This window comes from Bacillus sp. Xin1 (genome assembly GCF_013314535.1).
Classification (GTDB): Bacteria; Bacillota; Bacilli; order Bacillales; family Bacillaceae_G; genus Bacillus_A.
In genome coordinates this window covers 542,371-566,741 of record NZ_JABUAE010000001.1, presented here as the reverse complement: position 1 = coordinate 566,741, position 24,371 = coordinate 542,371, and the positions used below count along the sequence as shown (strand labels likewise).

The 24,371-nt window shown below is 36.2% G+C and carries 26 protein-coding genes; 5 read left to right on the top strand and 21 right to left on the bottom strand.

What is annotated here, in order from left to right; all coding sequences use genetic code 11:
* Positions 1-91 precede the first annotated feature (91 nt).
* Both rpmF and HRG09_RS03080 read right to left on the bottom strand, forming a co-directional pair.
* Positions 92-265: a 50S ribosomal protein L32 gene (gene rpmF / locus HRG09_RS03085; RefSeq protein WP_001984764.1), complete on the bottom strand. Its 174-nt coding sequence runs from the start codon at positions 263-265 to the stop codon at positions 92-94.
* Between the two features lie 61 nt (positions 266-326).
* The gene (locus HRG09_RS03080) at positions 327-827 is read right to left on the bottom strand and encodes a YceD family protein (protein ID WP_098336022.1); all 501 of its coding nucleotides are present in this window, start codon (positions 825-827) and stop codon (positions 327-329) included.
* A 153-nt stretch (positions 828-980) separates the two neighbouring features.
* On the opposite strand from HRG09_RS03080, the gene HRG09_RS03075 reads away from it, so the two are divergent.
* Positions 981-2,222: a nucleotidyltransferase gene (locus HRG09_RS03075; RefSeq protein WP_174099317.1), complete on the top strand. Its 1,242-nt coding sequence runs from the start codon at positions 981-983 to the stop codon at positions 2,220-2,222.
* A gap of 24 nt (positions 2,223-2,246) precedes the next feature.
* Here HRG09_RS03075 and HRG09_RS03070 read toward each other — a convergent pair whose 3' ends face one another.
* Positions 2,247-3,272, bottom strand: coding sequence for a SepM family pheromone-processing serine protease (locus tag HRG09_RS03070; RefSeq protein WP_174099279.1), 1,026 nt, complete (start codon positions 3,270-3,272; stop codon positions 2,247-2,249).
* Positions 3,265-4,056, bottom strand: coding sequence for a patatin-like phospholipase family protein (locus HRG09_RS03065; protein WP_174099278.1), 792 nt, complete (start codon positions 4,054-4,056; stop codon positions 3,265-3,267). The genes HRG09_RS03070 and HRG09_RS03065 overlap by 8 nt, the downstream gene beginning before the upstream one ends.
* A 113-nt stretch (positions 4,057-4,169) precedes the next feature.
* Here HRG09_RS03065 and ylbJ point away from each other — a divergent pair, with 113 nt between their 5' ends.
* Complete coding sequence (gene ylbJ, locus HRG09_RS03060) at positions 4,170-5,402, top strand: sporulation integral membrane protein YlbJ (RefSeq protein ID WP_174099277.1); 1,233 nt, start codon at positions 4,170-4,172, stop codon at positions 5,400-5,402.
* Here the strand turns inward: ylbJ and coaD are convergent.
* Together coaD and rsmD are read right to left on the bottom strand one after the other, a co-directional pair.
* Positions 5,394-5,885 carry a pantetheine-phosphate adenylyltransferase gene (gene coaD, locus HRG09_RS03055; protein WP_017151158.1) on the bottom strand — a complete coding sequence of 164 codons (492 nt, stop codon included), beginning with the start codon at positions 5,883-5,885 and terminating at the stop codon, positions 5,394-5,396. The genes ylbJ and coaD overlap by 9 nt on opposite strands.
* Positions 5,882-6,448, bottom strand: a complete 567-nt coding sequence (rsmD, locus tag HRG09_RS03050; protein ID WP_174099276.1) for a 16S rRNA (guanine(966)-N(2))-methyltransferase RsmD — start codon at positions 6,446-6,448, stop codon at positions 5,882-5,884. Before rsmD ends, coaD begins: the two co-directional genes overlap by 4 nt.
* Positions 6,449-7,013: 565 nt before the next feature.
* Between rsmD and HRG09_RS03045 the strand changes: the two genes are divergently transcribed.
* Positions 7,014-7,403, top strand: a complete 390-nt coding sequence (locus HRG09_RS03045; protein WP_174099275.1) for a DUF7147 family protein — start codon at positions 7,014-7,016, stop codon at positions 7,401-7,403.
* A 72-nt stretch (positions 7,404-7,475) separates the two neighbouring features.
* On the opposite strand, the gene HRG09_RS03040 is transcribed toward HRG09_RS03045, so the two are convergent.
* From HRG09_RS03040 to HRG09_RS03015, 6 genes are all read right to left on the bottom strand, one after another.
* Positions 7,476-7,742, bottom strand: coding sequence for a YlbG family protein (locus HRG09_RS03040; RefSeq protein ID WP_026049165.1), 267 nt, complete (start codon positions 7,740-7,742; stop codon positions 7,476-7,478).
* Between the two features lie 137 nt (positions 7,743-7,879).
* On the bottom strand, positions 7,880-8,332 hold the full coding sequence (locus HRG09_RS03035) for a YlbF/YmcA family competence regulator (protein ID WP_174099274.1): 453 nt from the start codon (positions 8,330-8,332) through the stop codon (positions 7,880-7,882).
* 117 nt (positions 8,333-8,449) lie between these two features.
* Positions 8,450-9,022, bottom strand: a complete 573-nt coding sequence (locus HRG09_RS03030; RefSeq protein ID WP_174099273.1) for a histidine phosphatase family protein — start codon at positions 9,020-9,022, stop codon at positions 8,450-8,452.
* 77 nt (positions 9,023-9,099) lie between these two features.
* On the bottom strand, positions 9,100-9,345 hold the full coding sequence (locus HRG09_RS03025) for a YlbE-like family protein (RefSeq protein WP_174099272.1): 246 nt from the start codon (positions 9,343-9,345) through the stop codon (positions 9,100-9,102).
* Positions 9,346-9,357: 12 nt separating this feature from the next.
* Positions 9,358-9,774, bottom strand: a complete 417-nt coding sequence (locus tag HRG09_RS03020) for a YlbD family protein (RefSeq protein WP_174099271.1) — start codon at positions 9,772-9,774, stop codon at positions 9,358-9,360.
* 89 nt (positions 9,775-9,863) lie between these two features.
* The gene (locus HRG09_RS03015) at positions 9,864-10,898 is read right to left on the bottom strand and encodes a CAP domain-containing protein (RefSeq protein WP_174099270.1); all 1,035 of its coding nucleotides are present in this window, start codon (positions 10,896-10,898) and stop codon (positions 9,864-9,866) included.
* A 204-nt stretch (positions 10,899-11,102) separates the two neighbouring features.
* On the opposite strand from HRG09_RS03015, the gene HRG09_RS03010 reads away from it, so the two are divergent.
* Positions 11,103-11,468, top strand: a complete 366-nt coding sequence (locus tag HRG09_RS03010) for a YugN family protein (RefSeq protein ID WP_174099269.1) — start codon at positions 11,103-11,105, stop codon at positions 11,466-11,468.
* 34 nt (positions 11,469-11,502) lie between these two features.
* Here HRG09_RS03010 and ctaG read toward each other — a convergent pair whose 3' ends face one another.
* From ctaG to cyoE, 6 genes are all read right to left on the bottom strand, one after another.
* Entirely contained in the window at positions 11,503-12,408 is a 906-nt protein-coding gene (gene ctaG, locus HRG09_RS03005) for a cytochrome c oxidase assembly factor CtaG (protein ID WP_174099268.1), read from the bottom strand.
* Between the two features lie 88 nt (positions 12,409-12,496).
* Positions 12,497-12,835 carry a cytochrome c oxidase subunit IVB gene (gene ctaF / locus HRG09_RS03000; RefSeq protein WP_017151147.1) on the bottom strand — a complete coding sequence of 113 codons (339 nt, stop codon included), beginning with the start codon at positions 12,833-12,835 and terminating at the stop codon, positions 12,497-12,499.
* Positions 12,836-12,838: 3 nt separating this feature from the next.
* A complete protein-coding gene (gene ctaE, locus HRG09_RS02995; protein WP_000557899.1) occupies positions 12,839-13,462 on the bottom strand; it encodes a cytochrome c oxidase subunit III in 624 nt (207 codons plus the stop codon).
* Positions 13,462-15,297, bottom strand: a complete 1,836-nt coding sequence (ctaD, locus tag HRG09_RS02990; RefSeq protein ID WP_174099316.1) for a cytochrome c oxidase subunit I — start codon at positions 15,295-15,297, stop codon at positions 13,462-13,464. Before ctaD ends, ctaE begins: the two co-directional genes overlap by 1 nt.
* Before the next feature lie 60 nt (positions 15,298-15,357).
* Complete coding sequence (gene coxB / locus HRG09_RS02985) at positions 15,358-16,407, bottom strand: cytochrome c oxidase subunit II (RefSeq protein ID WP_174099267.1); 1,050 nt, start codon at positions 16,405-16,407, stop codon at positions 15,358-15,360.
* A 96-nt stretch (positions 16,408-16,503) separates the two neighbouring features.
* The gene (gene cyoE, locus HRG09_RS02980; protein WP_174099266.1) at positions 16,504-17,427 is read right to left on the bottom strand and encodes a heme o synthase; all 924 of its coding nucleotides are present in this window, start codon (positions 17,425-17,427) and stop codon (positions 16,504-16,506) included.
* Positions 17,428-17,925: 498 nt separating this feature from the next.
* Here cyoE and HRG09_RS02975 point away from each other — a divergent pair, with 498 nt between their 5' ends.
* A complete protein-coding gene (locus HRG09_RS02975) occupies positions 17,926-18,873 on the top strand; it encodes a COX15/CtaA family protein (RefSeq protein ID WP_174099265.1) in 948 nt (315 codons plus the stop codon).
* A 75-nt stretch (positions 18,874-18,948) separates the two neighbouring features.
* Here HRG09_RS02975 and pyc read toward each other — a convergent pair whose 3' ends face one another.
* The 3 genes from pyc to HRG09_RS02960 form a co-directional block, all read right to left on the bottom strand.
* Positions 18,949-22,395 (bottom strand): pyruvate carboxylase, encoded by a 3,447-nt coding sequence (pyc, locus tag HRG09_RS02970; protein WP_174099264.1) that lies wholly within the window; start codon positions 22,393-22,395, stop codon positions 18,949-18,951.
* Positions 22,396-22,723: 328 nt separating this feature from the next.
* Positions 22,724-23,908: an FtsW/RodA/SpoVE family cell cycle protein gene (locus HRG09_RS02965; RefSeq protein WP_174099263.1), complete on the bottom strand. Its 1,185-nt coding sequence runs from the start codon at positions 23,906-23,908 to the stop codon at positions 22,724-22,726.
* Between the two features lie 122 nt (positions 23,909-24,030).
* Entirely contained in the window at positions 24,031-24,318 is a 288-nt protein-coding gene (locus HRG09_RS02960) for an Fpa/YlaN family protein (protein WP_174099262.1), read from the bottom strand.
* Positions 24,319-24,371 lie beyond the last annotated feature (53 nt).

Sequence of the window (24,371 nt, the reverse complement as noted above, 5' to 3'; positions counted from 1 at the left end):
GGAGAATGATAAAAAACCTCTTCTTTCTTCAAGATAGAAAAAAAGACAAAAAATAAACGCAGAAGAATATCTTCTGCGTTTATTTCTGCAATTATTTGCTGATTACTTCTTTACCTTTGTAAGTACCGCATGCTTTACATACACGGTGAGCTAATTTCGCTTCACCACAGCTTGGGCACTCTACCATACCAGGTACTGATAATTTGAAATGCGTACGACGCTTTCTTTTTACTGTTTTAGAAGTTCTTCTAAAAGGTACAGCCATTCTTCCCACCTCCTTAAAAGAAATAGTTATTTTCATATGAAGGCCTGAACCAGTCTTCCGATTATTTGTCAAAAAACTTCGCAAGTCCTGCTAATCTTGGATCAACAGGCTTTTCTTTGCTTTCTTCCGAAATCACTTGCCAGTCTTGACCTTGCGTCGGTGCTCCACCGGAAACATCATCACTGAAAATTTGCATTGGAATCTCCAAAAGTATATTCTCCTTGATTATAGGGAGTAAGTCAAGTACTTCTCCTTCTAAGTAATGGATTTCCGCTTCCGTTTCGTACTCTTCTACTGAAGTTTGGAACACCTCAGTTGTTTTAATGTCAAATGGTAATGTTACATCTACTAAAGAGCGAGAACATGGTAAAACCATGCTTCCAGTTATATGTAGATGAAACGTAAACTTACTGGAGCCAAAATCAACTCTACCTGTTACATGAACAGGATTAATTTCGCGAATTTCTTTCTCGACTTCTTTTAGCTCACTTACATCTACCATCTCATCCAATGTCAATCCTTTATGTCTCAATTTGTTTAATTGATGGATGGACCATTTCATATCATATCACCTCAAGGCAACAAACAAAATTATAGCTAGCCATTTTATATTTGTCAATGTTTTTTCTTTACACTATAATGAAGTCATTATAGGAAATAATATATAGATTATCATGTTTTTAGAAAAGATGCTACATCGAAAGGAGAGATTATCATAAAGGCAAGCGGTATTATTGTTGAATATAACCCCTTTCATAACGGTCATGCTTATCATGTGCAACAAACAAAAAAGTTAACACAGTCTGACATTACAATCGCTGTCATGAGCGGACCTTTTTTACAACGCGGCGAACCAGCTCTCGTATCAAAATGGTATCGAACCAAGATGGCTCTAGCTGGTGGTATAGATCTTGTTGTTGAGCTCCCTTATACATTCGCAACACAAAAAGCCGAAACATTTGCTAACGGAGCTATTTCTATTTTAGATGCTCTTGGCGTTTCTGAAATTTGCTTCGGCAGTGAGGATGGAGAAGTTCAAAATTTCTATAACACCATTTCTTTACGTCAACAAGAAAATGGTACTTTCAATCAACTGGTGCAGCAATTTATAGATGCTGGAAACAGCTATGCTAAAGCAACATCTCAAGCCTTCTCACATATTTTATCGGGTGTCAATACTGTTGATATGTCCCAGCCAAATAATATATTGGGCTTACACTACATCGAAGCAATTCTTTCACAAAAGAGTTCAATTCATGCACATACCATCGAAAGGTTCGCCTCCCATTACCATGACGAAACCTTTCAAGATAATCATATCGCAAGTGCAACTAGCATTCGCAAACAGTTATTTAGTAACAATGATTCATTCAAAACCATTTATCCATTTGTACCAAATGATACTGCATCTCTTTTAGAATACTATAAGCGAACATACCATACGCTACATTGTTGGGAAAATTATTTCCCATTTTTCAAATACAAACTCCTTACGATGTCTTCTCTGGAATTACAACATATATATGAAATAGAGGAAGGATTGGAGCATCGTATTTTATCAAAAATATATAATGCCTCCTCATTTCTTACTTTCATGGAAGCGTTAAAAACGAAACGTTATACATGGACTAGATTACAACGAGCATGTACACATATTTTAACGAATACAACAAAAGAGGGAATGGAAAAAGCACATATAGAACACCATTCACCATATATCCGTTTACTTGGTATGTCACAAAAAGGACAAACTTATATTTCGAAACATAAAAAAAATCTAGGGCTCCCACTTCTTACACATACGAAGACATTCAAGCATCCAGTTCTAGATATAGACCGAAGAGCAAATGCTGTTTATTTTTCAGTGTTACAAGAACCTTTACGTACAAAATGTATACAAAAGGATATAACGCAACATCCTATTCGATACGATGAAACGACGAATACCTTTTTATAAAAAAACCTCTCTAGAGCGAGAGGTTTACTTTTTTTCTAACATTTTTTCTAAATATGTTAACGCATCATCCAATGTATCTACTGGTACAATTTTCATCTTCGTCTTAATATCTTTCGCTGCTTCAAGCGCTTCTTTATAATTCGATTTTGGTGCCCCTTTTTCATTTGGAGCAAAGAATATTTCTGCACCCGCATCACTAGCAGCTACAACCTTTTGTTGAATACCGCCAATCGGACCAATTTCTCCCTTTTCATTAATGGTTCCTGTCCCTGCAATTTCATGGCCTTTCGTCATATCTTTTTCAATTAATTGATTATAAATTTCCAATGTAAACATTAATCCCGCCGAGGGACCACCAATTTCATGTGAATCGATTTTCACTTTTGGATCTACTACTAATTCCTTATAAGGAGCAATTGAAACCCCAATTCCTGCACGACCCTTACCATCAGGAATTTGTTTTAGTGTTAACTTTTCCGATGAACGCTTCCCCCCCCGAATATATTCAATATTTACTACTTCACCTTCTTTTTTTCCTGCCATGTGCGCAATAAATTGGTCTATCCCTTCAAAGGGCTGACCATCAACAGCGACAATTACATCCCCAAGTTTTAATTTTCCTTCGGCGGACATATTTTTAGCAACCCCAGCAACTAATACTCCTTTCTCTTGAAAGGAAACTGAACGATTTGCACGTTTATAAGCATTATAAATCGCTGCATTTTGAGATTCTTTCATTGCATACGCTTGACGAAACTGATACTCCTCATCGCTCTCGCCTTTTTGTAAAATTTCCTCTGCTTTAGAAATGTGATTATATTTATTAAATTGGGCAGCTATTAAATTTATAACATTTGCAGGCCCCATTGAAACTGTCACGAGCATAAAATCACCTGATTCTTTCTTTCCACCATCAACTTGTACATATGGTTCTAATTTTGCCGCCATACCTGGCTTTGTTATATAATACGGAAGGCGTACATAGACAAGTAACATTGCCAATATAACCCCAATTAAAATTGCATATAGAAACCGAAAGCGCTTAAACATTATTTTTCTCCTTCCACTGCTCAATTAATAAGTGAATTTTCTGAATGTGTTTTTCAGCCTCTTCTTCTCCAACTCGAATAATGTCTTCAATATTGGTGAAAGCACGAGAACTAAATTGTTCTACTGCTGGACGCATCATTAAATCTGAAGCAATTTGCCGATTAACAACCAGTTCATGTTGCATAATTTCAATACTCTGCATAATAACATCGTAAATGGATGTGACTTCTCCGTTCACCTTAATTGGAGATACATCCACAGCAATTACAATATCAGCGCCTAAGTCTTTTACAACGGATACAGGAATACGATCAATCACCCCACCATCTACTAATAAACGATCGTCTATCTTCTCCGGTACAAACACTCCTGGCACAGAAATACTCGCCCTCACTGCATCCGCAATAGAACCGCTTGTAAATACAACTTTTTCCCCCTTTAAAATGTCAGTGGCCACAACTGCAGTTGGGATATCTAACTCTTCTATTTTTTTATTATATGTAAACATTTTAATCATATCTTTTACACGTTTTCCAGAAATAAATCCCATTTTGGGTACAGTAAAATCCAAATAATACTTCCTTTTAAATACAGTCGCCATTCGATAGAGTCGCTCAACGTTACAACCCGCCGCATAAAATGTCCCAATTAATGCTCCCATGCTACTTCCTGCAATCATATCAATAGGGATATTCGCTTCACGTAGCACTTTAATAACTCCTACATGTGCAAAACCTTTTGCACCTCCAGATCCAAGAGCTAAGCCTATTTTCGGTTCATTCATTTCCCTCACCCTTAAAATTTTTTCATCCTCTTTTTCATACTTATGGTCTAAACTTACCATGTATCCACGTATACTGAAATGAACATTTTTGGGACAAAGGGGGTTACGTTAAAATGTATGAAAAATGGAAAACAGCTTTTCTCACCATAACGATGCTATTTCTAACATTTTCTCTCGTACTTCACCCCCAAGCCGCTTTGCAATCTTCTATTCGCGGGTTAAATATATGGTGGGAAGTTGTCTTTCCTTCGCTACTACCTTTTTTTATCGTTGCGGAGCTTTTAATTAGTATAGGTGTTGTAAAGTTTATCGGTGTGATACTAGAGCCACTTATGCGTCCACTCTTTCGTTTACCTGGTATTGGCGGCTTTGTTTGGGCAATGGGAATGGCCTCCGGCTTTCCTGCAGGCGCCAAATTAAGCGCGAGACTAAGGCAAAGTAATCAGTTAACACAAATCGAAGCAGAACGACTCGTATCGTTTACAAACTCTTCTAATCCATTATTTATTTTTGGAGCTATTTCTATTGGCTTTTTTAATAATCCAAAATTAGGTTTCATACTCGCTGTTGCACATTATGTTAGCAACTTTACTGTCGGGTTACTTATGCGTTTTTACGGCAATAATAATACTTACATAAAAGAAAAACAATCTACTCAAAAGCGGCCCTTACAACACGCTTTTTCAATTCTCCACGAGACACGTTTGCAAGAAAACAGACCCATTGGGAAACTACTTGGTGATGCAATTATCTCCTCTATTCAAACTTTACTCATGATTGGTGGATTTATTATTTTATTCTCCGTTTTAAATAAAATGATTACTGTCTTCCAACTCACGACAGCACTAACTTTTATTATGCAAAACATTTTAACTTTCTTCCAACTATCGCCACACTTTAGCGTTCCCATCTTATCAGGACTTTTTGAAATGACACTAGGTAGCCAAATGATTAGCCAAACCAATCAGACTACAATTCTTGAACAAGCAATGGTAACGAGCTTTATTCTAGCATTCAGCGGCCTTTCTATCCAAGCTCAGGTAGCCAGTATTTTAGCCGAAACTGATATTCGCTTTAAACCATATTTCTTTGCAAGAATTATTCAAAGTATTTTAGCACCAATTTACACTTTTATATTTTGGGTACCACTTTATGAAAATTTACATTCTTTTTCACCGAATCAACAAGATATTCCTGTATTTTTATTAAACCATTCTTCTATTCTTATGAAGGCTTGGGAACTATTGCTTGACTATGGTCCTACCTTTACACTACTTTGTTTATATCTATATGTTATTTTATTATTCTTACGCATAATAAACAAAGAAAAACCCCGTTCATCTTAACGGGGTTTGAAACTTTTCTTTTAAAGCGCGTTCTACAATAGGAGGAACAAGACCAGCTACATTTCCACCATAGCGAGCCACTTCCTTCACAATGCTCGAACTTAAAAATGAATATTGATTATTTGTCATAATAAAAAAGGTTTCAATATTTTCATCCAACTTACGATTCATCGATGTAATTTGCATCTCATATTCAAAATCGGAAACTGCACGTAAACCACGCAAAATTGCATTTGCATTACGCATCTTTGCATATTCAACTAACAATCCACTGTGTGAATCAACTTTTACATTTGGGATATCTTTTGTTGCCTCTCGAATTAACTCTAAGCGCTCTTCGACTGAAAAGAACGGTTTTTTAGAAGAGTTATTTAAAACGACAACATATACTTCGTCAAACACCTTTGCGCCCCTTTTAATAATATCCAAATGCCCAAGAGTTATTGGATCAAAACTCCCTGAAGAAATTGCTATACTTGTCATTCGGTCCCCTCACCTTCATACTTATAAATCGAAATTGCTGTAATTCCATAATTTTCCGCCCTCACCTTTACAAGTCCTCCTATTGTCTCAGGTAAGACTACATCATCCCCATGTTCTGCCATAATCAATCCATCTTTATTCAATAACCCATGTTGGTCCATAACACTAATTAATGAAATGATTTTTTGATCTTTGTATGGTGGATCTAGTAGTATAAGGTCAAATGATAATTCACGTTTAATCAACGCCTTTACAGCACGCTCTGCATCATTTCTGTACACTTCAGCTTGCTCATGTACTTTGCAGCTTTCTAAATTTTGATGAATCACCTTCACCGCTTTATTATCTCGATCAACAAAAATCGCTTTGTCGATTCCTCTACTAAGCGCTTCAATTCCAAGTCCTCCGCTACCTCCAAACAAATCGAGGGCAACCCCTCCTTCGAAATAAGGACCAATCATATTAAAGATGGCTTCTTTTACTTTATCTGTTGTCGGTCGCGTCGTATTACCTGGCACAGCCTTAAGCGGATGCCCTTTACATTTTCCAGAAACTACTCTCATTCGCTGTCACTACCTTTATTTCAATCTATCGAGCGATTATTACAAACGTATATCCGTCCTCCATAATCGCTATCAAATCCCGCTGTTTTCTAGATATTTTTCCATTAAAGGGTAACTGAATCTGCTACCTATTAAAAGAAAAAACAATTTATTTTTTTAAAGCCATCATTGTATGATAGCTTGTCAGTGTTCCATCTGTATATTCATCTCGCTATTTGCGAGTAAGATCTCCTCCACTAACACAAGGTTCACTTTATCTTTTTTATCCTATCATAAAATAAAAGAAAGAAAAATAAAAAGCCTCCGATAAATTTTAAATTCATTATGTATATCTTCATTTAGATTGGACATAAATAAATATAACAACATCACCTTCGATGTTGTTGCCAACCGCGGAGAAGACTTACGTTTCCCCATAAGTTCTTCCTCCGGTTTCTCCTCTCCCTTTGCCTTCTTACTAGTACATACTAGTATAAGAAGGGCCCTGCTTTGCAGGGTTTTTTTCTTTGCCTGCTTTTCATTTTAAAAATGAAATGATACAGTAAAAGAAAGAGGAGGAAATAATATGATTCAACGTTTTATTGAACTAGGAGAAGGCTACTCCGATTTATATGAATTGCTTGAGATTGCAAAAACAAATAAAGATCGTGTATCACATATGTTACAATTCGAAACCTTAAAAAACGATAAAAAAGTATGCTCACTTGTTGTTGTTCTTAAACCAACAACAGTTGGTGACTTCCAGCCGCTATACATATGCCGTGAAGGGATCCCTATACTTGATGATACAAAAAGTAAACGAATCGTTTTATTCGAAGAAATGGCTGAACAGATCGGGAAAAAGGTTACTTCCTTTACAGTAAAATCTTCTACAATTTTCCCAGAAAAAGAATTATATTTTAATCACCTTATCGGCATCTTGCGAATGAATCATTTCATCCCCCCAATGCAGTAGCAATGTTTATACTCATTGTATTTTTATTAGTATAAAGAAACCCCCACCAAAATTTAGTGGGGGTCTTTCTTTTTAACTATAGTCGTATTCTTTCGCGCGATCCGGACGTGAATTCTCAAATTCCGTTTTAAGAAACGGGCGATATGATTGCTCAATTTTTTTCACAAAAGGAAGTTTATTTAGTTTTTGCATCATATGCTCTATTTGTTCCATATCACAATATACGACTGCATATTTCAAACGCTTTGATATGTAATGTATATTACCATATTTCCTTAAAATCTTGGCATGTTTCAATGAATGTAAATAAACAATCATACTTTGTCGTTGCCCGAACATAATCTTCTCCATCTTCTCCTTTTATATACACATATTCTTGTATCTTATAAACACCAATCAGAAATTTGTGAAATTATAGTATGTTGTAGAATGAGTTCTGTATACGGTTTCTTTCACATTCTAAAAAACGGGGTATATCACCCCGTTTTTTTACAACCACAACTTCCACCAGAGCCACAACCGCCTCCGCATCCACCTGCATCAAAAAACGGATTTCCCGTAGGAACTTTAATAGCAGATGATACTTCAGAACCAATCGCTACACTGACTTCATCTAATAGTTTTTGCAAAGCATTTTCTGCTTTTTTAAAAGCAGATATCTTTTCATGCAAGTCTACAGAACGTTTTAATTCCCGCATATTTTTCGAAACGAAAGTATAATCAGGATGGTATTTTCCAAAGCGTTGCACTTCTTCATATCGCTCTTTCATTACTGTAAATTGACCAATTAATGTTTGAGCCTCCAAATCTTCCTGTAACGCCTTATAACATTCACGATAACTCTCTGCTATATCTGAACAGACAATCGCTTTTGCAAGCTGTTCTGCCTCGTCTAATATCCTTACGCTTTCAAGCGTCGCTACAATCATGAGAGACACCTCCGAGTATCCATCATAACACATTTAAAGCAGAACTACTAATTTGAATATTACATCTCTAGATAAAGTGAACCGTTCTATATGGACAACACACATTACCCTAATCTCTTATACACAAATATGCTCCGCGATATTATACCGTAGTACATCCCAGCTGCCATTCTCCACTTTCACATAACTAATACACGCATTTTTCAATGGGGTTTTAAATGTAATTTCATTAGGTAAAATTGCATGTAAAATTGCTTTTATCGCATGTGAATGCGCGACAATAATAATACGTTTACCTTCATGTGTTTGTGCAACATCTTTCAATGCGGAAAAGCAGCGATTTACAATCTCTTCATCTGTCTCCATACCTTCTACATTTCCCTCTGCAATAAGCTCTCTAACTGTAGGAATTGGTTTTCCTGATGCCTCTCCAAAATTCCGTTCAACAAATCGCTCATCTAGAAGAATAGACTGCATTCCAACAGCACCTGCGATTGCCTGTGCTGTTTCTTGTGCTCTAATTAGGGGACTGCTAATAATTACATCCCACGTTTCCAACTTTAATGCAGCTGCACTTTGACTCGCTTGCTTTTTCCCAACTTCATTAAGTGGAATATCTTCACGTCCTTGAATAATCTCTTGAAAATTCCAATCAGTTTGTCCATGTCGTACTAAACAAATTTCCGTCATGCTATAACTCCTTTTTTCAATAATCTGTTTCTATTGTAACAAAAGTTTCGCATGACGGACATAGTTTCCCCTGCCAATTAAGTTGTATTTTGCTGCTTCATATATTGGAACATGTCAATCATAATAGAAGCAACCGCCAATTGATTTTGAAATTTTGCAACTTTATCTGGAATTGTCTTTTTATAATACTCTAAGGCTGCTAATTCAAATGCTTCCTTCTCTTCCGGATTACGTGATAATTTTCGATACCAATGGGGTTGCTCACGAATATAGCGCTCTAAATCTTTATCAGCTTTTATAAACTCCATAAGCTCTGCCCTCATCCTCTTTTCCTCCTAATCTTTTCGAAAGAAAAATGGATTATTTTCAGAAGGTCTTTGCTCAGGTTGTGTACGGTTTCCTTGAAATTGTTGAATAACCTGTTGCACACTCCCAATTGCACTCGTTACATTAGCTAAATGTTGCTGCATTTGCTCTGCATCTAATTTTTTAAAAAAAGAAAGCATTTGCCCCATCAAATCGGCCACTTTTTCATCATTCATTTCTTCTTGTGCTGGTGAAGAAATTGCTTCTCCATCTGCTTTATAGGCCTTCCATATCTCGTCTTTCTCCCCAAGTAAATACCATTCCTCATAAAATTGTTGCCATGTTTTTTGACCATTTCGAACTTCATGAACCATTTTAGGGTGATGGTTTACAAACTCTTTAAATTGTTGAACAGAAGGATGTAATGGTCCTTTTGTTTTTGTCATAATCCTCACCTCTTCAGATATATCTACTATATTGTAAGAAAAAAAAGGCGCATGGTTCGCCTATTTTTTAACGATTCATGCACCTTCTCCTATTTCCTAATGAAATTTTGTGTATAAAACTTATCAAACACTCCAACACCTAGCCCAGTAAATTGGTCATTTAACAAGTTTTTTCGATGTCCTTCACTATTCAGCCAACCTTGTACTGCCGCGATCCCATCAGTATGTTGCGCTGCTATATTTTCACCTGCGAGTTGAAATGCAACTTGACCACGCTGTAATCGATCACCTAAAGTCCCAAACTTTGGTGAATCATGTGAGAAATAATTATTTTCTTTCATATCTTTACTATGTCCTAAAGCCACTTCAGCAGTTTGTTGATCCCATATTAGTAATGGCAACTGATGGCGACTACGGATAATATTCGTTAAATCTAAAATTTGTTGCATGTTCCCCTGTTCTATTTGTGTCATTTTTTCTGGAGTGATTGGCTGATTTTCCTCTAATTCTCCAGAATATACAAGCTGATACGGTCTTTGTCGAAGCAATGTCTCATCATCCATATACCGAACTCCAACAAGTTCATGTGTGAATTTATCAAAATATAATTGCGCCCAACCATCCTCTATTGAAACAAGTGGTTGTTCTGTCATTTCATTATCAGATAATTCAAATTGATAACTACTCCTTCCTTCTTTCAACGAAATTTCATGTGAAAATGGACTTTTTTTATAAGCATTTTCATATTTTTCATTCATCCGAAATGGAGCAATATCCAACTGGTTTCCACCAACATAAGCTGTTACAATTTTATGTTCTGCAACACCAAATTGTACATACTTTGATAAATCTTGATTATAAATCCACCACTCATAGCCATACGCAGAAGGTTCAATTCGAGCTGGCTCACCCCATTTTGCTAATAAGCTTTCCGAGTCGCTACCTATTAATTGAGAGATTGTCTCTGGGAACCCTTCATTTATCTGTTTCTTTTTCTTAATAATCTTATGTTCCTGTTTGGAGTGAGATGGCGGTAATATATATTGCGAAACGAGTAATTTCCCGTATAAATCAATTGCTAAAATAAAAACCGTAATCATTACGATACGTAATAATTTTTTCAAACAATATACCTCCTGGTCAAACACGAAATTGAGATATACACAAATATTTCCTTCTTTTTTGTGTGTACCGTACTATTTTCACTATATCATACTTTCATAAAAAAAGCCGTGATTCACCCTTTTCTCTCAATACGAATTGCGATTTCTTATTATTCATACTATTATAAAATTAAAGAGTTTCAAATAAAAATAAGGAGGGATTCCATGCAATTTACACATTCAAAAATTATAGGTGCAGTAGTTGATTTCACATTATTAACGGAGGTCATGCAAAATCAACATTTTGTACTTGCTGGGCAATGGGATTATGAGCGAGTTACATACGACTATAAGTTTGAAATATTAAAGGATGTATACTATTTACGGGTACAAGGACTTGCTATAGAAGGAGAAATCGGAGGAAGGCATGCACAAGTTAAATTACTTCCTCCATTGTTAGGAAAACATTATTATCCACATGGTGTTGAATATGGAGAGAATGAAAATTTCCCTACAAATGTACTTCAAAAAAGCGAACAACTTTTGCAAAATATCGAAAAAGAATTGAAGGAATTTCAAATTATCGAGTAAATAAAAGAGGCATGCCCATATGGACATGCCTCTTTTATTTCGTTTGCAAATACGGAGGCACTGCCTGTAGTTGTTCTTCATCTTTTTTGCGTTCTTTACGTGCCCATTTAAAGAATACATAACCAATAATTGTACCATACACTATTTCCTGGACAATTTTCATAATAATTCCACCTGTTTGTTGATCTTGTACAATCGGTATCCAGTGTAAAAATTCTGGTCCAGTTATATTTAAATCCGTTAGCATTCCTGCAGGTACACAAAGTTCCATCGCTTTCATCCATGCACTAGGATCTGTATATGTAGCAAACAACGACTCGCTTGCAAAAATAATTAATGCACAAGCTGGTGTTAATAATACACCATTCGCAAACATATAACCGATTTTTTTAATCTCACTTAATGTTTGATATTCCGGCAGTGGATTTAACATTGGCCACCACAGCATCATTGCCGTGAAAAATATAACAGCTAGAAAAATAGGATGAGCAACTTGATTTTGCTTTACAGCATCAAACACAACAGGTAAATGGTAAATGGAGAATAATCCATTAAAGACAAACAGAGCAATAAGTGGTTTAGCAAAAACGGTCAATATCACTTGGACAAAACGAAAAGAAGTAATATATTTGTATAGCCAAACCGGAATCCCTAATAATAACAATGGTGGTACCGCAATATACATTACTGCCATTTCAAACATATGCGCACTAAAAACAATATGTCCCAGTAAATCAATAGGTCCGCCCTTTACAAAATATAATAGGACAATCCCAGTCGTAAAATAAAATATCTGTTTTTTATTTACCTTTTCTGCATTTTCGAACCGATTCCTATATGGCCCGATAATAAGAAAGTAACAGATAAGGATAGAAACCATAAACAGTAAAAAGATCGGGCTCCATAAAGCTTGAAAACCAAATATCCATAAGTTGCTCACTTTTACACCCACCCTTTCAATATGAACTCCTTACCCTCATAGGAAAAAGGGAGCGAAGATGACTTCATGCTCCCTAGCCTTTACTTTTTTAAACCCACACAATCGTCATAAAAGCTAAAATTGTTAGCAACCCTACTAATAATCCCGAATATAGAAAAAAGGCTGCTGCTTCATGCCCCTTATGACTCATATGCATGAAATAATACAATTGAAATATTACTTGCACAACAGCTAGTAATAAAATAAATGGTACTGAAAAAAGAGGACTAAATGTTTTCGGATAAGCGACTGCCACAAAAGCTACAATCGTTAAGAAAATCATTAACCCAAATGTAATCACTTGATGCCTCATTTCCTCTGCACTTTTTTTTCTACGATAAACGAGATCTACCTTTGAGTTACTTGTATTTGTTTGCTTTATCGCCATTGTTTATCCCACCATTCCCATCAAATATACTACAGTGAAAATAAACACCCAAACTACATCAATAAAGTGCCAGTAAATAGATGCAACATAAAACTTCGGGGCATTATATAAATTCAGTCCCCGCTTTGCATTCCGAAAAACTAATGTTAAGATCCATAGCAATCCAAACAACACGTGTAATCCATGAGTCCCAACAAGCGCATAAAACGCTGAACCAAATGCACTACTTCTCATCGTATGTTTGAATTCATGTGTGTAATGATAAAATTCATAAATCTCAAACCCTAAAAACCCTAACCCTAATAATACTGTAACAATTAACCAAAGCTGCATCTGCTTAAAGTTAAAGTTCTTCATATGATACATCGCATACACACTTGTTAAACTACTTGTTAGCAAAAGCATTGTCATAATAAAGACAAGTGGCATTTGAAACATTTCTTGAGAAGTGGGGCCACCATTTGTAGAATTTTTCAACGCTAAATATGTGCCAAATAAGGAAGCGAACAATACTGTTTCGCCTCCAAGAAATAGCCAAAATCCAACAAACTTATTTTTCCCCTCAAGGGTTGCTTTTTCAGGCTCTGCTGGAAATGTTTCATTTGTTAATTTTTCCTCTACATGCATTACGCTGTGCCCCCCTTATCATCCAAATCTTCTTTATGAATATGATACCCATGATCATCAATTACTGAACGGAAGAACATTGCACCAAACGTAATGATAAGCCCAATAATTGCAACTAATAACCAAAACTTATCTTTTCCACCTTCCATATACATTGCACCAAATGCCGCTATAAATAATCCAAGCGATATAACAAATGGCGAAAATGAAGAGTTCGGCATATGAATGTCACTAACAGGCTCTGCTGGTGTCATTTCTTTATTCCCTTCACGTTTCTCAATCCAAAACGGATCCAGCCCTCGAACGAACGGCAATTGCTTAAAGTTATATTCTGGCGTTGGTGCTGGCATTGTCCATTCTAATGTGCGGCCATCCCATGGATCGCGGCCCGCTTTTTCTTTAGACAACGATGTTTTTACAACATTGAATAAAAGAACAATCGTTCCAAGAGCCATAAATACAGCACCAATTGAACTAATTAAATTCCCTGTCTCCAATCCTTGTCCTGGTAAATACGTAAAGTAACGACGCGGCATACCAATTAAACCAAGGAAATGCTGGATAAAGAATGTTAAATGGAACCCGATAAAGAACAACCAAAATGTGATTTTTCCGAGTGTTTCATTTAATACTCTGTTAAACATAAGCGGCCAATAATAATGCGCGCCTGCTAATAATCCAAATACAACCCCACCAACGATTACGTAGTGAAAATGCGCCACAACGAAATAGTTATCATGGAATTGATAATCAGCAGGAGCTGAAGCAAGCATAACCCCTGTTACCCCACCCATTACAAATGATGGAATAAATGCAACAGCCCACATCATTGGTGTTGTAAACCTGATACTCCCGCCCCACATGGTAAAGAGCCAGTTAAATATTTTAATACCGGTCGGAACTGCAATTGCCATTGTTGCCACTGAAAAAATAGCATTCGCAACAGGACCAAGACCAACTGTGAACATGTGATGCGCCCATACCATAAATCCTAAAAATCCTATCAATACTGTTGCAAATACCATAGACGAGTAACCAAATAGGCGTTTTTTAGAAAATGTAGCGAAGATTTCTGAGAATATTCCGAAAGCTGGGAGTATAAGAATGTACACTTCTGGGTGACCGAAGATCCAGAATAAATGCTCCCATATAATCGTATTCCCCCCTAAAGCTGGGTTAAAGAAACTTGTACCAAATAGGCGATCTAACATAAGTAGTGCCAATCCGACTGTTAATGGTGGAAAGGCAAATAAAATAAGTGAAGACGTTACAAATGTTGTCCATGTAAACATCGGCATACGCATATATGTCATTCCAGGTGCACGCATATTAATAATTGTGACTAGGAAGTTTATACCACCAATCAGTGTACCTATACCCGATATTTGTAATCCTAGCACATAAAAGTCAACACCATGTCCTTTAGAAGCAAGTGATAACGATGCATAAGATGTCCATCCTGCATCAGGTGCTCCTCCCAAAAACCAACTTAAGTTTAAAAATACTCCACCAAAGAAAAACAACCAAAATCCAAGTGAATTTAAAAATGGAAACGCCACATCGCGTGCCCCAATTTGAAGTGGCACAGCAGCGTTCATAAATGCAAACACGAGCGGCATAGCTGCGAGGAAAATCATTGTTGTACCGTGCATTGTTAATACTTGATTGTAAGCATCCCCAACAAGAAAAGCATTGTTTGGAATGGCTAATTGAAGACGGATAAATAATGCTTCTATTCCGCCGATGATAAAAAATAATCCACCTGCAATTAAATAGAGAATGGCAATTTTTTTATGGTCTACTGTCGTCAAATAATCCCATATAACAGCACCCATCCCCTGTTTCTTTGCTACAGAACTCACGTTTTCAACCTCCCCTTCGCAAATAATCCCTCTTTACTTCTCAACTTTTAACGTTTTCAAATAGGCATTTAACGCCTCTACTTCGTTATCCGTTAAGTTGCCATATTTACCAGTCATTTTATTTCCTGGCTTCATATTTTCAGGATCCTTTAGCCATTTTTTTAGGTTTTCTTCATTATTTTCAGCAATGCCGGCAACCATATCGCGATCAGCAAAATTCGCTAGGTTCGGTGCGATACGTGCAGAAGGTGGTCTACTATCATTTGATCCAGTTGCATGACAACCGATACAGCTTTTGTTGAATATTTCTTTACCTTCTTGTTCTTCTGTAGAAGCTACTTCCTTCTTGCCATCAAGTTTCTTCATATCTGCAATCCAAGTTTTGTACTCGCTTTCATCAACAGCTTTTACTTTAAATTGCATTAAAGAATGTGATGGGCCGCAAAATTCTGTACAAAAACCATTATAAGTGCCCGATTTATCTGCCTTTAACCACATTTTGTTGACATTATCTGTATTCGTATCCATTTTTCCAGCTAAAGATGGAACCCAAAACGAATGTTTAATATCAGCACCTTTCAGATTCAAATACACTTTTTTACCTGTAGGGATAACTAAATCTTGCGAAGTTACTATCTTTTCTGATTTGTAAGAAAATTCCCACCAATAAAGATTCGCTGTTACATCAACAACGATTGTATCTTTATCAATATTCTTTTTCTCCATCGCACTTACGTCAGCAAGCTTGAAGGTATATGTAACAGTCGGAACAGCCAATATTAGCAAAAGAATAATTGGAATGACTGTCCATATAATTTCTAGTTTGTGATTTCCTTCAACCTGCTCTGGGATATAATCCTCTTGACCCTTCTTTTGTCGGAAACGCACAATTACATACAAGAAAATAATAGTAACTACAAGTACAACGCCTACCATAATCGCACTTGCTAACAAGAGTAAATCATATTGCATTTTTGCTACTTCACCTTGCGGAATTAAAGTAGATTGAAAGGCTTTACCGCATCCCCCTAACAGTAAAGCCAGCAGTGAAACGAATGAAAGCAGTCGCCACTGTTTCTTCATACAAACAACCCCCACTTTCTTTGTGAATTAGATTGTACTTTATTTATAGTAAGTAAAGTAAATCTCAACGTAAAGAAATCCCCTTATGTCGTTGTCTTAGAAGAATGTAACTACAATCATTGACACAAATAAGATTGTCAAGTAATTCAAGGAGTAAACAAACATTTGTACGGACCATTTGATGTCATCTTTCTTACGGAATCCATAGAATCCTAATACAATCCATCCGATGTTAAGCAATGTTGCAATTACCATGAATGTTACTCCAAGTCCACTCATATAAAATGGTAGTGGTAATAAACATATTGTCCAAATCATGATTTGACGTTTTGTAATATCAAATCCGTGTACAACAGGAAGCATTGGAATGCCTGCATTTCGATATTCATCAACACGTTTCATCGCTAATGCGAGGAAATGTGGGATTTGCCAAATAAACATAATTAAAAATAACATCCAAGCAATCGGATGATCTAAACTAGGATCAATTGCTGCCCAACCAATTAAAGGTGGAACTGCTCCAGATACACTACCTACTACTGTATTTAGTGTATATGCTCGTTTTGTCCAAAGCGAATATAAAACAACATATGTGAAAGCACCAATAAAACCTATAATTGCTGCCATTGGTGTTGTAAATAGCAAGAATACAAAACCAAGAAGCAATAAAGTAATACCTAATGTTAACGCAAAACTAGGTTTATATTTCCCGGTTACGGTTGGACGATTTTTTGTCCGTTCCATTAAATGATCGATATCCCGGTCAATATAATTATTCAAGCTACATGATCCTGCCATAATTAAAGCAGAACCGACAATTGTAAAGAACATTTTATCCAAATGGTTAGCAGCATTCAATCCATTAAAATGTAAAGCTAACCAAAATCCTGTAAACACCGTAAGTGTATTCGAGTTTACAATCCCCATCTTAACGAGCGCTAATAAATCTTGTACACGTGTTGTTTCCGGCACATCTGTTATAGCTGACTCATCATGCAGCTCACTTGTTGCATGGTTCATCATTTCAACCCCCTCTTAAAACTTTCATCCTTCTTTCGCGTCTTTACTTTACAAGAGTAGTACGCTTCTATTTAGCAATATTATTACAGTAGAAATGTTGTTTTCTTACTCTACTACTAATCTACGCTCATACTCGAATATATTAAATCATATTTCCTAAATAATTTGTGAAGAAAACATGAACTTTTTGTGTCGAACAACAAAAAAGTTTCTCCTATTACTCCCTATCATAACATGAGATTATCTTCTATAATAAACTATTTTGTCATATTTGGCATATATTCCCCCTATTTCTTTTTATAATAGAAGTATTTCCCCCTAAAATAGGTGTTTTTTATTCCATTTTTTTGTTTTTTGCAAGCACTTTATCAATCCTCCCATTCCTTTGCTATTTTATTATTTTTTATATATCATAGGACTGTAGCACGTTTTGTTCTATAAAATTGATGGAATGAAAATATTTCGCAATAACTTCATAACAGAAAGATGGTGAAAAGATTGCAACGTTTTATTAAATGGTTAGCAGTCATTACAAGTCTCGACCTATTATTTGTTTTATTAGGAGGGGCTTTAGTTACAAAAACAGGTTCAGGACAAGGTTGCGGTAAATCATGGCCACTTTGTAATGGTGAACTCGTCCCTTCAAATTTATCAATGGAAACGATTATTGAACTAAGTCACCGTTTAACATCAGGATCTGCTGGAATTCTCGTTACACTTCTTTGTATACTATCATGGAAATATTATAAGCATGTACGTGAAACAAAAACGCTTGCTATTTTATCCTTTGTATTTCTAGTTGCGCAGGCATTAATGGGAGCAGCCGCAGTTGTATGGGGACAAGTACCTGCTGTACTTGCTATTCATTTTGGTATCTCCTTAATTTCATTTGCTTCTGTTATTTTACTAGCATGTCTTATTTTTGAGATTGACAAAAAATTCGATGCACGGTCCCTCATTATGGACAAAAAAATGAAATTTCATATTTATGGTGTAACAATTTACAGCTATATTGTTGTCTATACAGGAGCTTTAGTACGTCATGAGCGTGCTAGTTTAGCTTGTCCAGACTTCCCACTTTGTAGTAAAAGTAGACCCTGGCCTACTCAGTTGCATGAATGGGTGCAAATGGGACATAGGGCTGCTGCAATATTAATATTCGCTTGGATCCTATACGCGATGATTCTTGCTATTCGCCACTACAAACAGCAACGAGTGATATATTGGGGATGGATTATTTCGTTTATTCTTGTTACACTTCAAGCAATTGTTGGTATTTTAGTCGTTTATACAAATGCAAGTTTATCAATGGCTTTGTTACATTCGCTCTTTATATCTTGCCTCTTTGCTGTACTATGCTATTTAGTTATGTTAGGTACACGAAGCACAGCAAATGAAAAAAAGACCCAACAATCCACTACAACGCAAAATAACCAATCCTTTTAATAACTTACCATTATGATGATTTATTATTTTTATATAAAGAAAAGAGCTACTTTTAAGTAGCTCTTTTCTTTATGATTATTGCTCTAATTCAATCAGTAAATCTCCTGTTTGAATCGCATCGCCATCTTTTACATGTACTTTCTTTACTTTCCCATTGAATGGCGCCTGAACCGTTGTTTCCATTTTCATCGCTTCTGTAATTGTCATGGAATCACCTTTTTTCACTTCATCGCCTTCGTTTACAACGACTTTAATGACTGTCCCTGGCATTGTTGCACTAATATGATTGGGATTCTCACGGTTCCCTTTCACACGTTGCGCAACTGTTGCTTTAATATTTTCATCTTTCACAACAATTTCACGTGGTTGCCCATTAAATTCAAAGTAAAGTACACGCGTTCCATCTGGTTGCGGTTCACCAATTGACACTAACTTAACAATTAATGTTTTACCACGTTCAATTTCCACACCAATTTCTTCACCCAGTCTCATTCCATAGAAGAATGTTGGTGTATCAAGTACAGATACATTTCCATAAAGTCCAGTTACCTTTTGATAATCCATAAATACTTTTGGATATAGTGCATATGCAACAACATCAAAAATCGTTACTTCACGTCCAAGCTTATGGAATAACTCTTCTTTTAAAGCGTCAAAATCAACTGGTTCTAATAATTCTCCTGGTCTTACTGTTAATGGCTCTTTCCCTTTTAAAATGATTTTTTGTAATTCTTTCGGGAAACCGCCGTAAGGCTGTCCAAGATCTCCAGAGAACATTTCTACAACAGAACCTGGGAAATCTAGCGAATGGCCACGTTCAAAAATATCTTGTTCTGTAAGATGATTCTGTACCATGAATAATGCCATATCGCCAACAACTTTTGATGAAGGTGTTACTTTTACAATATCCCCAAACATATCATTTACACGGCGATACATCACTTTCACTTCATCAAATCGATCTCCTAAACCAACTGCTTTCGCTTGTTGTTGCAAGTTACTATATTGACCACCTGGCATTTCATGCATATATACTTCTGTATGAGGTGCATTCATACCACTTTCAAATGATGTGTAATATTTACGAACATCTTCCCAGTAATGTGAAAGTTTTTCTAATGAATCCACATTCACATCTGGTTGTCTTTCATTTCCACCTAGCGCATAATATAACGTATTTGCACTTGGTTGCGATGTCAGACCAGCCATTGAGCTTACAGCTACATCGACAATATCAACACCCGCTTCAATAGCTTTTGTATACGTTAAAACACCATTTCCACTTGTATCATGCGTGTGAAGGTGAATCGGAATCGATACCGTTTCTTTTAAAGCAGAAACTAAATCATAAGCTGCATTAGGTTTTAATAGTCCCGCCATATCTTTAATACCTAGAATATGCGCTCCTGATGCTTCTAATTCTTTTGCTAAGTTTTTATAATAATTCAAGTCATATTTACTACGCATTGGATCATGGATATCCCCTGTATAACACATTGTTGCTTCTGCAATTTTACCACTGTCTCTTACAGCATCAATAGCAACTCTCATACCTTCCACCCAGTTCAAGCTATCAAAAATACGGAATACATCGATACCAGCTTGCGCTGAACATTCTACAAATTTTTGAATTAAATTATCTGGGTAGTTTTTATAACCAACTGCGTTCGATGAACGCAGAAGCATCTGGAATAAAACATTTGGCATTCTTTCACGAAGTTCTAATAAGCGTTCCCATGGATCTTCTTTTAAGAAACGATACGCAACATCGAATGTTGCACCGCCCCACATTTCCGCTGAAAATAAGTTTGGTAACAGTCTAGCTGTCGGCTCAGCGATTGTGTTTAAATCTTTTGTACGAATACGTGTTGCAAGTAATGATTGATGTGCATCACGGAATGTAGTATCCGTTAATAGTACACGTTTTTGATCTTGTACCCATTTTACTAACCCATCTGCACCACGTTCATCCAAAATTTGTTTCGTTCCATTTTGAACTGGTTCAGAATGTTTCACATTTGGTATACGTGCATCCGGGAAAATCGGTTTTTCTTTCTTTCCTACACCAGGGAAACCATTTACTGTTACTGTACCTACGTAACTTAACATCTTTGTTCCACGGTCTTTACGCTTTGGAAAGACGAACAGTTCAGGTGAAGCATCGATAAACGATGTATCATACTCTCCTGATAAGAAATTTTTATGTTTTACAACATTCTCTAAGAATGGAATATTTGTTTTAATACCACGAATACGGAACTCTTTTAAGTTACGCTCCATTTTCGCCGCTGCTTGTTCAAATGTAAGTGCCCAAGTTGTTACTTTAACAAGTAATGAATCATAATACGGCGTAATAACGGCTCCTTGGAAGCTGTTACCTGTGTCAAGACGAACACCAAAACCACCACCAGAACGATATGCCATAATCTTTCCTGTATCAGGCATAAAATTATTCAGTGGATCTTCTGTTGTTACACGAGATTGGATTGCATATCCATGCACAACGACGTCTTCTTGTTTTGGTACACTCACTGTTGAACTATGTAAAGAGTGTCCATCAGCAATTAAAATTTGAGACTGTACAATATCAATTCCTGTAATCATTTCTGTAATGGTATGTTCTACTTGAACACGTGGATTTACTTCAATGAAATAAAACTCATTACCTTTTACAAGGAATTCAACTGTACCAGCATTTAAATAGTTTACGTTTTTTGTTAGCTTTACTGCCGCTTCACAAATACGATGACGAAGTTCATCTGGGAGCGATACACTTGGTGCAATTTCAACTACTTTTTGATGACGACGTTGTACAGAACAGTCACGTTCGTATAAATGTACAACATTTCCTTCTTCATCAGCTAATATTTGGACTTCTATATGTTTAGGTTTTTCAACGAATTTTTCAACATACACTTCATCGTTACCAAAAGCTGCTTTCGCTTCTGATTTTGCACGATCATAAGATTCTTTTAATTCATTACCGTTACGTACGATACGCATACCACGGCCACCACCACCAAGTGATGCTTTAATAATTATCGGGTAATCATAATTTTTAGCAAATTCTTCAACTTCTTCTAGTGAATTAACAGGTCCATCGCTACCAGGAATAACTGGAATATTAGCTAATTGCGCTTGCGTTCTTGCTTTTACTTTATCTCCAAACATATCTAAATGTTTACTTTTTGGTCCGATAAAGATAATCCCTTCTTCTTCACAGCGTCTAGCAAATTGAATATTTTCTGACAAGAAACCATATCCTGGGTGAATTGCATCCACATGATTGCTTTTCGCAATCTCAATAATACCTTCAATATCAAGATAGGCATCGATTGGCTTTTTTCCTTCTCCCACTAAATAAGATTCATCTGCTTTATAGCGATGGTAAGAACCGCTATCCTCTTTTGAGTAAATTGCAACTGTGTTTAATCCAAGTTCTGAACAAGCTCTGAATACACGAATTGCAATTTCTCCACGGTTAGCTACTAATACTTTTTGAATACGTTGCAGCTTTGTCATGATTTTCCCCCTCTACTTTCCTACCACTCTAGAGATTAAATAGGTACACGCTCTAAAGAGCGTGAAGTTCTTCACTTTCTTTTCTAAACTATAATCGGAAAGCTTCACTTTATTTTTATACATCATACCTTATTTTTCAACAAATGATAAGTTTTCTGATCAATTTGTTTCACAAAAATAGTATAGCACAACTCTTCTTTTTCTGATAGATTTATTGTATAACACATTAAAATAAATATGACACTCTATTGATGTTTTAATCCCGGAAAGTATAACTTATTTAAAAGACCATAATAAAAAGGCTTTGTGCATCAAACACAAAGCCTTTTTATTTCACAACAACAAGATGTGGTTCACCTGGTTCTTTTTTCACTATTTGTTGTTTTTCTTTTTGTTTCTCTTGTCGCTTCACATAACTACCCACATTCAATAATATCCCCATTGCAAATAGGTTCGCCATTAAAGAACTGCCTCCATAACTGACAAATGGCAAAGGCACGCCAGTAAGAGGCATTAGCCCAGACATACCAGCAATATTAACAAACGTCTGCACGCCAAGCATACTAGCAATACCTATAGCAATTAAACTTCCAAATGGATCTTTACACTTTTGAGCAATTCGAAGTGAACGAATAATAATAAGCAATAAGCTAATCAAAACAATCGCTACTCCAATAAAACCAAGCTCTTCCGATATAATTGCCATAATAAAATCTGTATGAGGCTCCGGTAGATATCCAAATTTTTGTATACTATTCCCAAGACCTCTTCCGTTTAATTCACCCGAAGCAATACCAATAAAAGAATTTACCAATTGGAACCCATCACCTTGTGGATCTTCAAACGGATTTAAAAACACTGAAAAACGTGCTTTTTGATAAGGCTTCAATGCAAAGTTACCAACTAAATACAAAAGCGGAATCCATACAATTGTACTTAATAAAATACGCTTTATCCACTTGTTAATCGGAATACCAGAGCAAAGGAACATAATTCCGACAATACCAATGATTAACAGAACTGTCCCCAAATCATTTTGTTTTAGGATTAAAAATATGATTAACCCTATAAACAGAATTGTACCTGCCGATCCTTTCCATACTGAGGTATCCGTTTCTTGCCTTCTTGCAAAGAAACGCGCGAGTATGATAATGATAGCTAGTTTAACAAATTCAGCTGGCTGTATACCAAATACCCAAGCTTGCGCACCATTAGTTTCTTTTCCTAGTAATAACGCTAACGATAGCAAACCAATACTTCCTAGCATCATGAGTAATAAAACAATTCTTTTTCTCCAAAACTGGTATGGAATCACAGCGATTATCCCTAACCCCAATACTGTACCTATACTTAATGCTATTAATTGCTTATTAAAAAAGTAATTAGCCGCTTTTTCAAACCTTGTAATCGCTACAATAGAGCTAGCACTGTATACCATTATAACTCCCAGTACACATAAAATAACAAGTGGAAGCAATAATGAATAATCCATCGACTTCCATACTTTTTTCATTCAATATCCTCTTTCTGTTTTCGTTTAATTGTTGTATTCCATATGTATTAGAATTCTTCCTGCTTTATTATACAAATAAAAAGCTCAAACTTAGTCAGTTTGAGCCCCCTTATTTGAACCCGTTAAGATTGCTTGTTTGTAAACGCTTCATGAAGTGCCGATAATTCCCGTTCGAGCTCTCCTAGCATATCTTTCCCTTGCTCTTCTGCAATAAGACCAAGACGAACCGCAAAGTCAACTTCACGGGATAATCCAAACATTTGTGTATCGAGCACTTCTTCATATAATGGACATTGCGGCATTGTAAGGTGGTCCATTTGCACCTTAATAAGTCTTAAAATCTTCTCCGCATCCGCTTGTAGAAGGGCAAGTGCCTTTTCCTGATGATTTGCTACTGTCTCAGACGCCAAATTGATTCCCTCCGTTTCCGTCCTACTCTCCTATCCTATCTATTAATATTAGC

Coding starts and splice junctions, on each gene's coding strand:
- HRG09_RS03065 (WP_174099278.1), bottom strand. CDS start 4,056: ATGAATGAACCGAAAATAGGCTTAGCTCTTGGATCTGGAGGTGCAAAA.
- HRG09_RS03080 (WP_098336022.1), bottom strand. CDS start 827: ATGAAATGGTCCATCCATCAATTAAACAAATTGAGACATAAAGGATTG.
- ylbJ (WP_174099277.1), top strand. CDS start 4,170: ATGTATGAAAAATGGAAAACAGCTTTTCTCACCATAACGATGCTATTT.
- HRG09_RS03020 (WP_174099271.1), bottom strand. CDS start 9,774: ATGACAAAAACAAAAGGACCATTACATCCTTCTGTTCAACAATTTAAA.
- HRG09_RS03070 (WP_174099279.1), bottom strand. CDS start 3,272: ATGTTTAAGCGCTTTCGGTTTCTATATGCAATTTTAATTGGGGTTATA.
- rsmD (WP_174099276.1), bottom strand. CDS start 6,448: ATGAGAGTAGTTTCTGGAAAATGTAAAGGGCATCCGCTTAAGGCTGTG.
- HRG09_RS02965 (WP_174099263.1), bottom strand. CDS start 23,908: ATGAAAAAAGTATGGAAGTCGATGGATTATTCATTATTGCTTCCACTT.
- pyc (WP_174099264.1), bottom strand. CDS start 22,395: ATGACAAAGCTGCAACGTATTCAAAAAGTATTAGTAGCTAACCGTGGA.
- HRG09_RS03030 (WP_174099273.1), bottom strand. CDS start 9,022: ATGACGGAAATTTGTTTAGTACGACATGGACAAACTGATTGGAATTTT.
- cyoE (WP_174099266.1), bottom strand. CDS start 17,427: ATGAACCATGCAACAAGTGAGCTGCATGATGAGTCAGCTATAACAGAT.
- HRG09_RS03045 (WP_174099275.1), top strand. CDS start 7,014: ATGATTCAACGTTTTATTGAACTAGGAGAAGGCTACTCCGATTTATAT.
- HRG09_RS03040 (WP_026049165.1), bottom strand. CDS start 7,742: ATGTTCGGGCAACGACAAAGTATGATTGTTTATTTACATTCATTGAAA.
- rpmF (WP_001984764.1), bottom strand. CDS start 265: ATGGCTGTACCTTTTAGAAGAACTTCTAAAACAGTAAAAAGAAAGCGT.
- ctaE (WP_000557899.1), bottom strand. CDS start 13,462: ATGCATGTAGAGGAAAAATTAACAAATGAAACATTTCCAGCAGAGCCT.
- coxB (WP_174099267.1), bottom strand. CDS start 16,407: ATGAAGAAACAGTGGCGACTGCTTTCATTCGTTTCACTGCTGGCTTTA.
- HRG09_RS03035 (WP_174099274.1), bottom strand. CDS start 8,332: ATGATTGTAGCGACGCTTGAAAGCGTAAGGATATTAGACGAGGCAGAA.
- HRG09_RS03025 (WP_174099272.1), bottom strand. CDS start 9,345: ATGAGGGCAGAGCTTATGGAGTTTATAAAAGCTGATAAAGATTTAGAG.
- coaD (WP_017151158.1), bottom strand. CDS start 5,885: ATGACAAGTATAGCAATTTCTTCAGGGAGTTTTGATCCAATAACTCTT.
- HRG09_RS03010 (WP_174099269.1), top strand. CDS start 11,103: ATGCAATTTACACATTCAAAAATTATAGGTGCAGTAGTTGATTTCACA.
- ctaF (WP_017151147.1), bottom strand. CDS start 12,835: ATGGCGATAAAGCAAACAAATACAAGTAACTCAAAGGTAGATCTCGTT.
- ctaD (WP_174099316.1), bottom strand. CDS start 15,297: ATGGGTGCTGTTATATGGGATTATTTGACGACAGTAGACCATAAAAAA.